General features: G+C 59.4%; 12 protein-coding genes and 1 tRNA gene. 4 read left to right on the top strand and 9 right to left on the bottom strand.

Annotation, left to right across the window (positions count from 1 at the left end; translation table 11 throughout):
- Positions 1–156 precede the first annotated feature (156 nt).
- The gene (locus tag WF513_RS04575; protein ID WP_339081857.1) at positions 157–1,068 is read left to right on the top strand and encodes a LysR family transcriptional regulator; all 912 of its coding nucleotides are present in this window, start codon (positions 157–159) and stop codon (positions 1,066–1,068) included.
- A 2-nt stretch (positions 1,069–1,070) separates the two neighbouring features.
- On the opposite strand, the gene WF513_RS04570 is transcribed toward WF513_RS04575, so the two are convergent.
- Entirely contained in the window at positions 1,071–1,211 is a 141-nt protein-coding gene (locus tag WF513_RS04570) for a hypothetical protein (protein WP_339081855.1), read from the bottom strand.
- A 32-nt stretch (positions 1,212–1,243) separates the two neighbouring features.
- Between WF513_RS04570 and WF513_RS04565 the strand changes: the two genes are divergently transcribed.
- Complete coding sequence (locus WF513_RS04565; RefSeq protein ID WP_339081853.1) at positions 1,244–1,375, top strand: hypothetical protein; 132 nt, start codon at positions 1,244–1,246, stop codon at positions 1,373–1,375.
- A gap of 540 nt (positions 1,376–1,915) precedes the next feature.
- A tRNA-Met gene (locus WF513_RS04560) sits at positions 1,916–1,992 on the top strand.
- Positions 1,993–2,331: 339 nt separating this feature from the next.
- Here the strand turns inward: WF513_RS04560 and WF513_RS04555 are convergent.
- The 8 genes from WF513_RS04555 to WF513_RS04520 all read right to left on the bottom strand — a co-directional run bounded on the left by WF513_RS04555 (position 2,332) and on the right by WF513_RS04520 (position 11,802).
- Positions 2,332–3,252, bottom strand: coding sequence for a DMT family transporter (locus WF513_RS04555; protein WP_339081851.1), 921 nt, complete (start codon positions 3,250–3,252; stop codon positions 2,332–2,334).
- Positions 3,253–3,255: 3 nt separating this feature from the next.
- On the bottom strand, positions 3,256–3,900 hold the full coding sequence (can, locus tag WF513_RS04550) for a carbonate dehydratase (protein ID WP_339081849.1): 645 nt from the start codon (positions 3,898–3,900) through the stop codon (positions 3,256–3,258).
- An 88-nt stretch (positions 3,901–3,988) separates the two neighbouring features.
- The gene (locus WF513_RS04545; RefSeq protein WP_339081848.1) at positions 3,989–5,899 is read right to left on the bottom strand and encodes a bifunctional UDP-sugar hydrolase/5'-nucleotidase; all 1,911 of its coding nucleotides are present in this window, start codon (positions 5,897–5,899) and stop codon (positions 3,989–3,991) included.
- A gap of 141 nt (positions 5,900–6,040) precedes the next feature.
- Positions 6,041–6,493: a ribosomal protein S18-alanine N-acetyltransferase gene (gene rimI, locus WF513_RS04540; protein WP_339081846.1), complete on the bottom strand. Its 453-nt coding sequence runs from the start codon at positions 6,491–6,493 to the stop codon at positions 6,041–6,043.
- Positions 6,494–6,545: 52 nt separating this feature from the next.
- Complete coding sequence (locus tag WF513_RS04535) at positions 6,546–7,349, bottom strand: energy transducer TonB (protein ID WP_339081844.1); 804 nt, start codon at positions 7,347–7,349, stop codon at positions 6,546–6,548.
- On the bottom strand, positions 7,346–8,893 hold the full coding sequence (locus WF513_RS04530) for a 2-isopropylmalate synthase (RefSeq protein ID WP_339081842.1): 1,548 nt from the start codon (positions 8,891–8,893) through the stop codon (positions 7,346–7,348). The genes WF513_RS04535 and WF513_RS04530 overlap by 4 nt, the downstream gene beginning before the upstream one ends.
- A 452-nt stretch (positions 8,894–9,345) precedes the next feature.
- The gene (locus tag WF513_RS04525; protein WP_339081840.1) at positions 9,346–10,590 is read right to left on the bottom strand and encodes a saccharopine dehydrogenase family protein; all 1,245 of its coding nucleotides are present in this window, start codon (positions 10,588–10,590) and stop codon (positions 9,346–9,348) included.
- A gap of 114 nt (positions 10,591–10,704) precedes the next feature.
- Positions 10,705–11,802, bottom strand: a complete 1,098-nt coding sequence (locus tag WF513_RS04520) for a carboxynorspermidine decarboxylase (protein ID WP_339083414.1) — start codon at positions 11,800–11,802, stop codon at positions 10,705–10,707.
- Between the two features lie 337 nt (positions 11,803–12,139).
- Between WF513_RS04520 and mksB the strand changes: the two genes are divergently transcribed.
- On the top strand, positions 12,140–13,381 hold the full coding sequence (gene mksB, locus WF513_RS04515; RefSeq protein ID WP_339081838.1) for an Mks condensin complex protein MksB: 1,242 nt from the start codon (positions 12,140–12,142) through the stop codon (positions 13,379–13,381).
- The last annotated feature ends 100 nt before the right edge of the window (positions 13,382–13,481 follow it).

The raw sequence follows: 13,481 nt of genomic DNA, 5'->3' as shown, positions 1-13,481 counted from the left end.
TGTTCTGCTCGCCGCCTGCGCTCATCACCCTGACCTTAGTGCCTACGTGCTGGCTCGGCATGACAGCACTCGCAAAAAACATGCATACAGTTATGCCAAGCCTTGTGTAATCATTCAAATGCATTAAACTTATTTAATTCATGCGAGATACGCATAATGGACTTACGACAGTTTAGTCACTTGGCGGCCCTGGCCGATCACCGCAACTTTGTTCGGGCAGCGGCTGCCGTCAACCTGAGTCAGCCGGCACTCAGCCGCAGCATCCAAACCCTGGAGCGCGATCTTGGTTGCACCCTCGTGGAGCGCAGCAGCCGCGAGTTTTGTCTCACCGCGCAAGGCCAGCTGGTGCTGACTCATGCGCGTCGTCTGCTCGCCGGCAGCCAGGCACTGCTCAACGAACTGGAGCAATACAACGGCCTTACCTGTGGTGAACTGCATTTCGGCAGCGGCCCTTACCCTGCGCAAGTCTTGGTGCCAGAGGCCTTAGCCACGTTCATCAGCCGCTATCCGGCGATCCGTATTCGCCTCCAGCAGGCAGACTGGCGACAATTGGGAGACTTACTCAACGAGCAGCAAATTGAGTTTTTGGTGGCTGATTCGCGCGACTTCGTCACGGACGCCAAGTGTCAGGTACAACTACTGCGACCACGCCACGGCCGGTTCTTCTGTCGACGTGACCACCCGTTGGCCTCGCGCAAGGGCCTCAAACTCAGCGCCCTCCTCGACTTCCCGATAGTCGCCACGCGCCTACCGCCGCGTATTAGCAAAACCCTTGCGGATGTTCAGGGCGTCGAAGACTTTGCCATCAGTGTGGAGTGCGTCCAGTTCGACGCCGTCTACCGTGTGGTCAGGCGCTCGGATGCAATCGGCATCGCAACCATGGAGGCCTTGAGTGACCTGGTGCAACAGGGCGCAATCAGCCTGCTGGACTTTATCGACGTGTCAGCCGATGACCTCGGCTTAAATGTTCACTATGGCGTGGTCAGCCGGGCGGGCCACTCGCTGACGCCGGCAGCCCAAGCGATGATCGCCGACCTGGTGGCCGTCGATCAGCAACTGCAAAACTAAAACTAAGCCCGCCCAAGCGCTTGCAGACACATCTGCGGCTCACCCGGTACGGACTCGCCTTCGGTCAACGGCTGCACCACATCAAGCAGAATATCCAGCTTACCCGCCGCCAGTTCCGGCAAGACCGCACGCCGGCGCGCCAATAACCGACTCCACCCTTATCAGCATCTGCAGCATGCTACGGCACAAACTGCTGGCCAGCGGTTTGGAGCAGGACCCTATTCTCGCGGTAAACCTCGCGCATCCGACCCCGCTGAATGTGCAAACTCACGGACAGGCCTTCCGGGTGCCGATGCGCTGGGAATAACCTCAGCATACGACCCACCTTAACCCGCAACTGTTCGTTCAACCGCTTACGCCGGGCAACCATCAGTTGCAACACGCAGCAGAAAAACTCAGCCACGCCTACCTGCGCTGGTTTGGTTGCGCCCCGGGCTGTATCGAGTAAGCCTGCAGTTGCCCCAACAAGGCAGAAACGCCGCCACCGGGTTCAGGAAACGCAGAAGCCCCCTGTTCATTTACACGAACCGAGCCTGTGACCGGAACGCGTGAAGTGGCCATGCACACCAGACGTAGGTTGGATATGGCCTAGGCCAGTCTGGGCCGTCCACAGTCAGTGCCATGGGCCCCAGGGAAAATGCTGTTGCATCCCCGCTAAATCGCAAGTACGTACCAAACTAGACACCCAAGCACGCACCAAAGAAAGCGTAACGTGAGCCGGTACCCAAGCTGAGCAGCCTGCACACGGACTCTGCCACCTAACGTGTAAGCACTTGATCGCGCGCAGAAATTTTCTATCACCTAGGGTTGACAGCCACAACCAAGACGCGAATAATGCGCGCCACTCGGCTACGTAGCTCAGCTGGTTAGAGCATAGCATTCATAATGCTGGGGTCCGGGGTTCAAGTCCCTGCGTAGCCACCAAAACACTGTTTCTACCTGTCTACGACAGTCTACGAAACACCCCAAGAAGCCCGCCCCGTGCGGGCTTTCTTATATCTGGCTGTTCATCCCTGTCTACCCCTAGCACTTCCCGCCGTGTATCCCTTGTGTATGCTTCAACAACGTTGAACTGAGGGCATACATACAATTTAGCGCACAGAAATCAAGCCTCCCGTGTCAGGTACAGCCCTTGCGGGGTTAGAGCCTGACGCCGAGTAATAACGCGAGCTAGACGTCTATGGCCGTACTTGCGGCGGGCAAAAATCGTGGCAATAGCGCCAGAGAAACCGGACTGCAAAACACGGCTGAGCGTTTGGCGCCTTACTCTGCCGCTCGACGATTGATGGCCACACCTCGTGTGCCTAACAACAACCCAGCAAAGATCAGCACAGCGCCAAACCAGTGGTAGCTTTGCAAGCCCTCCCCCAGCAGCAGCCAACCCAGCACGGCGGTAAACACCGGCATAAGGTAGTTGGAGAGGGCCGCCTTTGAAGCGCCCAGCACGCGGATGGCGTGGTTCCAGGCGAGGTAGGCCAGCAGTGAGGCGAAGATAGCGGTGTAGCCGATGGCAGCCAGATTTTGCGGCGTGAGGCTGAGGCGTGCCCCTTGAGCCAGTTCATACAGGTAAAACGGCAGAATCAGCGGTACGCCCAACAACATCAGTACGCCCAGTAGCGCCAGCGGTGGAATCGGCAGCAGGAAGCTGGCCCAGCGCCTGAGCAGCAATGAATAGAGCGCCCAATCTGCCACCGCTATCAGCATGATCAGATCGCCCTTATTGAATGCCAGGCCGCTAAAGCTAGCCCAGCTGCCTTGACTGATCAGCACCAGCAAACCGCACGCGGCCACGGCCATGCCCCACCACGCGCGGCGCTGCGGCCACTCGCCAAGCAGTAAACCCGCGCCAATAAAGGTCATCAGCGGCAGGCAGGTATTGACCAGGGTGATGTTAATAGCCGCCGTGGTTTGCGCGGCAGCGTAGAGCAGGCTGTTGTAACTGGCGATACCGATGCCGGCGAGCACCAGCAAACGCCAGCCGGCTGCATGCAATTCGTTGCGATGGCGCCACAGTGGCTTGGCCACGAACGGCAGCAGCAGGGTCAGGGCCAGGCTCCAGCGCCAGAATGACAACGCAAAGGGCGGGATTTCACCGACAAACGCCCGCGCCACCAAGGCATTACCAGACCAGCAAAGCGTTGCCAGCAGCAGCCCAAAAACCGCGTAGCGGGTTGAGGTATACATGACTCAGCGCGGGCCGAGCGGGCGCAGGCGATAGTGCGTTGGCAGTTGATCGATGCTGCTGATGCCAACATTGAGGTTCTTCCAACGGCCATCTTTGATGCCATAGATGCAGCCGTGGACGGACAACGGCTGACCGCGATGCCACGCGTTCTGCACGATGCTGGTGTGGCTGACGTTAGCCACTTGCTGAATGACATTGAGTTCACACAGGCGATCAACTTGCGCCTCATCGCTGGGCAATTGCGCGAGATGCTCGCGTTGCTCGTAATAGAGGTCACGGATGCTGCGCAGCCAACCGTCGATAAGCCCTAACTGTGTGTCTTGCATGGCGGCGCGCACGCCGCCACAGCCATAGTGGCCAGTGACGAGGATGTGTTTAACCTTGAGCACATCGACCGCGTACTGGATTACCGATAGGCAATTGAGGTCGGTGTGCAACACCACATTGGCCACGTTGCGGTGTACAAACAGGTCGCCCGGCAGCAGGCCGACAATCTCGTTGGCCGGCACGCGGGCATCGGAACAGCCGATCCACAAGTATTCCGGCACCTGCTGCATAGCCAGCTTGGCGAAGAACTCTGGATCTTCCTCTTTGATCGCCTCGGCCCAGCGCGCGTTGTTATCGAAGAGGTGTTGGAGATCGCTCATGGTTCATTCCCTGGTTCGTCGGTGCGCACCATAGGAGTGCTGCGGGCTTTTGACAAGCGCGCACGCCTTGGCGTCACAGCGGCGTTACTCAGGTGCGACGACGGCGCAACAGCCAGATGATCAGCAACACACCCGCCAACAGCAACGCACTCACGCCCCATTGCAGGGCTCCAGCATAGCGATAGAGGTCGGCCGGGTGCAGGCTGGGCGCACGCAGCATGCGCTGTTCAGCTGCTGCACCTTGCGTGGGGATGTCGGCCAGGCCGTCGCCATCCACGTCCGGCAAACTGCGAACATGGTCGAGCAGACCTTGCCATTCCTTGTATTCCTGCACGCCGGGTTGCTGCGGATCCGCATCAATGATGGCGTCTTTAATCGCTGTCAGCGGCTGGCCTTGAGCATTTTTCGGCTGCACGCTGAGCAAGCCCTTAGTCAGGTCGCTGACCAGCCAGGTAAAACTGCCCACGTAGCTGGTGGCGCCAATGCTGTAGAGGCGCTGATCGGCTAAATCCAGCGCGGTATAACCGTTGAGCGGATCACCCAACTCAATCCGGCTGACCCGGTCAAACGGCACGCGCCAGGGGTTGTAGCTAAAGCGCAGGCCCGACACCCGTGGGTAATAGCTTTGGCTTTCGCGCAGTTGATAGGCCAGCAGCAACACCTCCAACATGTTATTCAATTCCTGCCCGGTGACATAGACCTTGATCAGCGGATATCCCGGCGCATCATCCAGTTCGCCCACGCCCAACGGGGCGATGCGAAACAGGTCGGACACCGCCTGCACGCCATGCCGGCCCTTGATCAGGTTGTCGCGGACAGTGCCGTTGCCGGTGAACGACACATCACTGCCCGTCGCGTGGCGCAGCGCATCGGTGACCAAATTGCCAAGAATCGGATCGTCATACGCGCGGGTCAGGGTTTTATCGACCTTGGCCAGCGGCTGATCGAAGGTGTAGCCCTTGGGCGCCAACATCTGCGCGTTGACCACCTGTTTGAAGTCCTCGACCTGAGCGGTAATGGCAACGCTGCCGGTAATCTGGTCATTGATCGGATGCAGTTGGTAGTCGACCACCTGCGGCTTGCCATCTGCCGGCAAGCGCATGCGCAGCTCGCCCAAGTGCTGGATCTCGGAGCCGGCCTGCATCACTGGCGTACGGCCATTGACCAGCAGCGGCTGCGCCAGTGCGGTATGCGAATGACCGCCGACCACGATATCGATGCCCGGCACCTGCTCAACCAGCTCAACTTCTTCGCCGCGCCAGCTGCCATCGGCCTGCTGCACCACGCCCATGTGCGAAAGCAGAATCACCACCTCAGCGCCCTCCTCGCGCAGCTTGGCAACCATCGCCTGGGCGGTGACGACCGGATCGGCAAAGGTCGCCGGTTTAATCATCGGGCTGACGGCGACGGCGTTGTTACCCAGCAGGCCGAACAGACCAAAGCGGATGCCGCCCTTGTCGATCAGCGTGTACGGCGCAATGCGCCCCGCGTCATAGTGTGCCTGCAGGCTGTCATCTTCTTTGCGCGCGGGGTCGAAGCCTAAGTTGCTCGACAGCAGCGGTATCAGCCCATCGCCCTTGATTTTAAACGCTGAGCTGATCATCGCGGCCAAGCCGGCGGGGCGAAAATCAAATTCATGATTGCCCAGAGTCGCGGCGTCGTAACCCAGTTCGGTCATTAACCGCAGCTCGCCGCCGGTTTCACGGGTGACGGTGTGAAACAGCGTGCCCATGCTGAAATCACCACCATCGAGCAGCAACACTGGCTGTTCGCCGGCAGCCGCACGGCGCTGCTCAAGCAGCGTGGCCAGGCGTGCGACACCGCCCACGGTGTCATCATCGCCCGTGGTTGCGGGGGTGTATTCATTATTGGGGCCGAAGCCAAGTAGGCGCGACTGCCAATCGTTGGTGTGCAGGATGGTGAAGTTGCGCTCGGCGCCAAACGCCTGAACGGCGGTGGCGAGGCAAAACAGCGCGAGCACAGAGGCAGACAGTCGCATGGTAAATCCTTAGACCGGTAGGCCAGACGCAGCTGGCGCGGCTGGCAGTAGCAAGGAGTATGCGACAAGCCCTGAGCAAGGTCAGCGGCGAAAAGCGCCGCGCGCGGTAGCCAATGGTGTCAACGTGCTTACCCGCCAGGCCTAATCAAACAGCGGGCAGACCATCACCAGTGCATCCTCACGCCCCCCCACTGCGGGGTAGTAATCACGACGTCGACCGACTTCGTTAAAACCGTAGCGTTCGTACAGGCGATAAGCGACCTGATTGCTGGCACGCACTTCGAGAAAACAGTCATTGGCGCCCTGGGCCTGAGCCTGCTGCATCAGGTGTTCGAGTAATTTAAGGCCCAAACCGCGCCCCTGGCTTTCGGCCTTGACGGTGATATTGAGCAGGTGCGCTTCATCCATGATGATCTGGATCACACCGTGCCCCACCTGCTGCTGGCCTTCAAACATCACCCAGCAGTTATAAGACGTCAGGCTGTCGGTGAAGATGCCGCGCGTCCAAGGGTGGCTGAAGGCGGCGTATTCGATTTTCAGCACCGCATCGATATCTGCCGCCGTCATTGGACGAAAGCTGATGGCATCACTCATTCAATTGGCTCAACACAGGTAAAGGTCATGGCCCGCAGGCCGGAAAAGCGTTTCACGCCGGGTTTAGCCAGCGTTGGCGCACGCGGCGCATGGCGTGCCATAGCTCGCGCTTGCGCTCGGGCTCATCCATCAACAGCTCAAGCCCCGGTAACGCCCAGGCAGCGCCCAGCCCTTCGATCTGCAACTCGCGGTTGTAGGCATCAGCCTCTGCCTCGCCGGCAAAGCGAATCGCCGGCAAGCCGATAAGCCACAAGCAACTGCAAGGCGCCTGCTCTTCTAGGCGTGCGCCAACAAAACTCTGCACAAACTCCAACGCCGCATCAGGGCCTTGCTCAATTTGCCCGCGCGCCAGCAGCGGCCAGCGCACCGGCTCACCAATAAGCTGCGGGCTGTCCGGTAAACCGGCTGCACGCAGTAAGTCTTTGAGCAGCAAGTAGGCCGGGTCACGGCCTTGCAGCGGCTCGCCAGTGGGCAACTCAACCAGCACCGCACAGGCGCCGGCGCGCAGTAATTGCAGGGCAAAACGCGGCGGCATTGCAGCCGCAGCCTTAGCACCGGCTTCATCAGAAGCCTCAACGGGTGAGCGATTAGCCTTGCGCGGTGAGGCCACCGGGCGTGGCACTTCAATTTTTGCCCGTACTGCAGGTGCCTCAGCGGCGGGTGACACAAGCGCTGGCTCAGCGTTAGCCACGCGCACCGTTGCTGGTGGCGTAGAACGCACCTCAGGCTCAAGCTGCGCCAGCGGCTGCAATAACTCCGGCCGTGAGGGCGCGGCAAAAGGCAGCTCCACCCGCGGCAGCCAACTGGCCACCTGCATGGCGCTCAGGTACGCACGGCGACGAAGCTCTGCAATCAAACGTCAGCCGCCTGCGGGTGAGCTTTGCGCCCGTCCTGCATCAGGTTCAGCGCATTGATATACGCCTTGGCCGAGGCCACCAAAATATCAGTGTCGGCGCCATTGCCATTGACGATACGTCCGCCCTTCTCCAAGCGCACGGTGACTTCACCTTGGGAGTCGGTGCCCTCGGTGATGGCATTGACCGAGTAAAGTTGAAGGTTGGCGGTTGAATGGGCAATCGACTCGATGGCCTTAAAAGTAGCATCCACCGGCCCTGAACCTTGCGCATTGCCGCCGTGCTCGACGCCATCAACGCTGACCACAACTTGCGCATGCGGCACTTCACCGGTTTTGCTGGCCACATCCAAGGTCACCAGCTTGAAGTGTTCCGGGGCTTCTTCACTGAGGGTGTCGGAGACGAGCGCTTGCAGGTCTTCATCAAAAATTTCGTGCTTTTTATCTGCCAGGTCTTTGAAGCGGGCAAACGCGGCGTTCAGTTCAGCCTCGCCAGCCAGAGCGATGCCCAGCTCATCCAAGCGCGAGCGGAAGGCATTACGTCCGCTCAACTTACCCAGCGTGAGTTTATTGGTGTGCCAGCCGACCGACTGCGCGGACATGATTTCGTAGGTTTCGCGGTGCTTGAGCACGCCATCCTGGTGAATGCCCGACTCGTGGGCAAAGGCGTTGGCGCCGACGATGGCCTTGTTCGGCTGCACCGGAAAACCGGTGATGCCAGACACCATGCGCGAAATGCTGAGAATGTGCGGGGTATCGATACGGGTGTGCACGCCGAGCAAATCCTCGCGGGTTTTGATCGCCATGACGATCTCTTCCAGCGCGGCGTTACCGGCGCGCTCACCCAGACCATTAATGGTGCACTCCACTTGGCGAGCACCGGCGACCACAGCGGCCAGTGAGTTGGCCACCGCCAGGCCTAGGTCGTTGTGGCAATGCACGGAGAACACGGCTTTATCGGCGTTGGGCACGCGGTTGAGCAGCTGACGAATCATCTCAGCGTACTGGTGCGGAATGGCGTAACCGACGGTGTCCGGGATGTTGATGGTGCGCGCACCCGCGTCGATAGCGGCCTCGATAATGCGGCAGAGGAAGTCGATTTCTGAACGCCCTGCGTCCTCGCAAGAGAACTCCACATCGCTGCACAGGTTGCGCGCACGCTTGATCGCATGCACGGCCTGCGCCACCACCTGGTCGGGTTGCATGCGCAGCTTGTGCTGCATATGGATGGGACTGGTGGCGATAAAGGTGTGAATACGCCCACTGTTGGCCCCTTTAAGGGCTTCAGCAGCGCGGTCGATATCGGCGTCCAGCGCACGCGACAGGCTGCACACGGTGCTGTCTTTGATGCTGTCGGCAATTGCTTTGACCGCCGCAAAGTCGCCAGGGCTGGCGATGGCAAAGCCGGCTTCGATGACATCAACCTTGAGCCGCTCCAGCGCTTTGGCAATACGCAGCTTTTCCTCACCGGTCATCGACGCGCCGGGGCTCTGCTCGCCGTCACGCAGGGTGGTGTCAAAAATAATGACGCGGTCGTTGCTGCTCATGCTGATGTCCTCACGGAGTCGCCGTTGCACGCACCCAACGTTGCGGCGCGTGTCGATAAGGGTTGATTGTCGCGTGAAACGCCGCGGGCGGGAAGCGCGGCGCGCACCTGAGCGGTGCGACTGAAGATTCCCTGTCCATTCCGCCTTGTAGCCCGGATGAAATCCGGGGAACGCCTGCGCTCGCACAACCATCCCGGATTTCATCCGGGCTACGCGTTAAGTGATCGCCAGAAAGCAAAACGCCCACCAAGATGGCGGGCGTGTGCATGACTACCGCGTTATAGCCTTTGTGCACACTTCTGCCTTGTAGCCCGGATGCAATCCGGGAAACGCCTGCACCCGCACAACCATCCCGGATTTTATCCGGGCTACGCGTTGAGTGATCGCCAGAAAGTAAAACGCCCACCAAAGTGGCGGGCGTTGAGCGTTTTGACCTAGCTAGGCGCAGCCAATCAGAGGGCTTGATCCCAAGGACGGTCGCCGTTGGCGTCCTTAATCCGGGTGGGCAGGCCCATGGCATCGAGCAGCTTGAGGAACGGCGCAGCCGGCAGTTCTTCAACATTGGCCATGCGCGCCACATCCCAGTCACCCCGCGCGACCAGCAGCGCAGCGGCAACGGGTGGCACGCCAGCGGTGTAGGAAATACCTTGGCTGTCGGTCTCGACATAGGCGTCTTTGTGGTCGGCGACGTTGTAGATAAACAGCTCAACCGGCTGACCGTCTTTAGTACCTTTGACCAGGTCACCAATGCAGGTCTTACCGCTGTAACCCGGCGCCAGCGAGGACGGATCGGGCAGCACGGCCTTGACCACTTTCAACGGTACAACCTCAAGACCTTCAGCGGTTTTTACCGGCTGTTCGGACAGCAAGCCGAGGCTGTTAAGTACGGTAAACACGTTGATGTAGTGCTCACCGAAGCTCATCCAGAAGCGCACGTTCGGCACGTTCAGGTGCTTGGACAGGGAATGCACTTCGTCATGCCCGGTCAGGTACAGATTCTGTTCACCGACTACCGGCAGATCGTCAGTGCGTTTGACTTCAAACATGCTGTTGCCGGTCCACTGGCTGTTCTGCCAGCTCCAGACTTGGCCGGTAAACTCACGGAAATTAATTTCCGGGTCGAAATTGGTGGCGAAATACTTGCCGTGGGAACCAGCGTTGACGTCGAGGATGTCGATCGACTCGATACTGTCAAAATACTGCTGTTGCGCCAGTGCGGCGTAGGCATTGACCACACCCGGATCGAAACCGACACCGAGGATGGCAGTCACACCTTTATCCTGGCATTCGGCCAGGTGCTTCCACTCATAGTTAGCGTACCAAGGCGGCGTTTCGCAGACCTTACCGGGCTCTTCGTGGATGGCGGTATCCAAATAAGCTGCGCCGGTATCCATGCAGGCGCGCAGCACCGACATATTAAGGAAGGCCGAGCCGACATTAATGACGATCTGCGATTCGGTTTCGCGGATCAGTGCTTTGGTTGCTTCAATATCCAGCGCATTCAGGGCAAAGGCCTGGATTTCGGCCGGCTGCTTCAAGCTGCCTTTAGCCTTTACGCTGTCGATGATGGCCTGGCATTTGGAGATGTTGCGCGACGCGATGGCAATCCGACCGAGTTCGTCGTTGTGCTGCGCGCACTTGTGGGCCACCACCTTGGCGACACCTCCTGCACCAATGATAAGAACGTTCTTTTTCAATTTCTTTATCTCTCCTTTAACCGCCAGTTGTCAGCTCGTAGGGTGGACGGCGCTTCATCCGTCCACCATTGCGATCGCAATGGTGGGCAAAAAGAGCGTTGCCCACCCTACCGGTCAGCTGAGGCTGGACAGGTAATCGTCAAAACCAAATTCGCGAACCACTTCGACGCTGCCGTCGAGTTGCTTCACCACGATGGACGGCATTTTCAGGCCGTTAAACCAGTTCTTTTTGACCATGGTGTACCCCGCGGCGTCGATAAACGACAGCCGATCGCCAATGGCCAGCGGACGTTCGAATTGGAATTCACCAAAAATATCGCCGGCCAGGCACGACTTGCCGCACACCATGTAGGTGTATTCGCCCGCGCAGGGCTCCATCTTGGCGTTGAGCCGGTAGATCAGCAGATCCAGCAGGTGCGCTTCGATTGAGCTGTCGACCACAGCCAAATGTTTGCCGTTGTAGAGGGTGTCGAGCACCGTGACTTCCAACGAGGAGCTCAGGGTAATCGCCGCCTCGCCTGGCTCCAGATAAACCTGCACACCGAAGCGCTCGGAGAAGGCCTTAAGCCGTGCGCAGAACTGATCGAGCGGATAGTCGTCGCCGGTAAAGTGAATGCCGCCACCCAGGCTTACCCACTCAACCTGCTCCAGCAAATGCCCGAAACGCTCTTCGATGGTGCCCAGCATCTCGTCGAACAGCTCAAAGCTGCCGTTCTCACAGTTGTTGTGGAACATAAAGCCGGAGACTTTATCCACCACTGTGGCGATTTTTTCCGGGTCCAATTCGCCCAGACGGCTGAATGGGCGCGCCGGGTCGGCCAGCAGGTAATCAGAGCTGCTCACCTGCGGGTTAACGCGCAAGCCGCGCACCTTATCGGCAGACACCTCAGCAAAGCGCTCGAGTTGGCCAATGGAGTTAAAAATGATTTTGTCGCTGTTGGCTAACATCTCCGGGATTTCGTCATCGGCCCAGGCCACGCTGTAGGCATGGGTTTCCCCGACGAACTTCTGCCGACCGAGCTTCAACTCGTAAAGCGAGGATGACGTGGTGCCGTCCATGTATTGCTGCATCAGGTCAAATACCGACCAAGTGGCAAAGCACTTCAGCGCCAACAACGCTTTAGCGCCGGACTGCTCGCGCACATAGGCGATCTTCTCCAGATTACCCAGCAGCTTTTGCTTATCGATGAGGTAGTACGGCGTCTTGATCATCTGAGTGCCCATGCCTAAGTACCTATGCAATGTCGGCTGGCCAGTCATCAGCAACGCTGAGCCGGCCCCAAAAAAGTGGAGGCGAATTGTGCCGATAACCGGCGCATATCGAAAGAGCAAGGGGGATATTTTGTCGCCGGGCTGACCACTAACAACCCCTATCGAAGTATTCGTCGCTTAAGCCATCGCGGCCAGCGCGTGAGCACGATGCTCATAAACGATGACAGGCATATGACAAACCTAGGCTTGCCGCAGCCGATAACTGACACTCAAGCCTTAGCCAGCCCATGCAGTACAATCGGCTTTTTTGCGAAAAAATCGCGCAGCGGATGCCCCAATGATTGACCCCAAGCGCGTATTGCGCGCCCTTGCTGAACACTGGACATTGCTGGAGCCGCTGTGTGAGCGCTTCGATGCGGGCACTTTGAGCCTGGTTGAACTGCGTAACCAGCTGGCCACGCAACTGCCCGAATGCACCGCAGTCGATATTACCGCCCTGCTCGACCAGTGGATTCGTCTGGATATCTTGGTGCCCGTGGCTAAGAGCCCAAACCGCTTCGAGCTGAATGCGCAGATCCACGACTTCCTCGCCTACCTGCGGCGCGAGCATCGCTTGGGTCTGTGCTTGGAAATTGAGGCCTATTTACGCCATCTCGAACGTTTGGCCGGTTATATCAAGAATGCGTTCGAGGTGCGCGACGCCGCTGACCTAGCGCGCCAGTTGCGCTTGCTCGACATGCGTGTGCGCGACGTATTGAAAAAGCTGGCCAACGACGAACAGGCGCTGGTGGCTGTGGCCGAACGCGCCAAGACCAGCGACCGGCAAATACCGCTGCGCCAGCGTTATGCCGAAGTGTTAGCCACCTGGGACGAATACGTTGAGCCGATGATCCAGCTGGTCGCCGCCGATGGTGCCTTCGAACAGGGCGTATACCGCGTCGAACATGTGCTGCTGCGCCTACTCAGCGAACAGCAACGCCTCGGCCAATTGGTCGATGATGACCTGCTGCTGCGCACCCACGCCCGCATTCTGGAAATGCAAACCACCGCCCAACTGACCCTGCGCCGCGCCCGCGAACTGCTGCTGCCACTGCGGGAAGAAGCCCGCCGACACAACGCCGTGACCCGTGGCGCGGCGCTAGCCTTGGCGGCCATCCGCCGCAAGGGTCTGGATGCGGTACCGCAGGCCTCCCTGCCGCTGTTCAGCCGCCCGCAAAGCACCTTTCTCGGTACCGCCTCGCAGGTTGAGGCCTATGTGTACGCCCTGGCTCGTTTCGAGCCCAAGCCGGCGCAGTTCCCCAAGGCCCACAGTAGCCGTAAAGGCAAAGCGCCGCGCGCGCCACGCACTGCACGCGAGATGATCGAGCGTTGCGAGCAAGCGCTGCCGCTGCCAGACCTGATGGTCTGGCTGCTGGAGCAGGAGCCCGAGGGTGCCACCGATGAATTGCTCTACTGGTTTTCGCGCCTGTCTCGCGATGGCCGCTTCCAGCGCGAACGTCTTGCGCGCCGCGACTACCTCACCCGCGAGCATCAGGTCAGCCTGAGTTCCTTTGCCCTGGTGGGCCGCCCCAATGCTTAAGCGTGGCGTAGGGCGGACAACGCCCTTTTTGTCCGCCTTGGTGCTTGCCGGGCGGTGGACGGATGAATCGTCGCCCACCCTACTCCAGCACACCGAATAC

The sequence above is a fragment of the Pseudomonas sp. TMP9 genome, assembly GCF_037943105.1.
GTDB lineage: Bacteria > Pseudomonadota > Gammaproteobacteria > Pseudomonadales > Pseudomonadaceae > Aquipseudomonas.
Note: the sequence above shows the minus strand (reverse complement) of the source record. Positions and strands in the feature narration are given on the sequence as shown.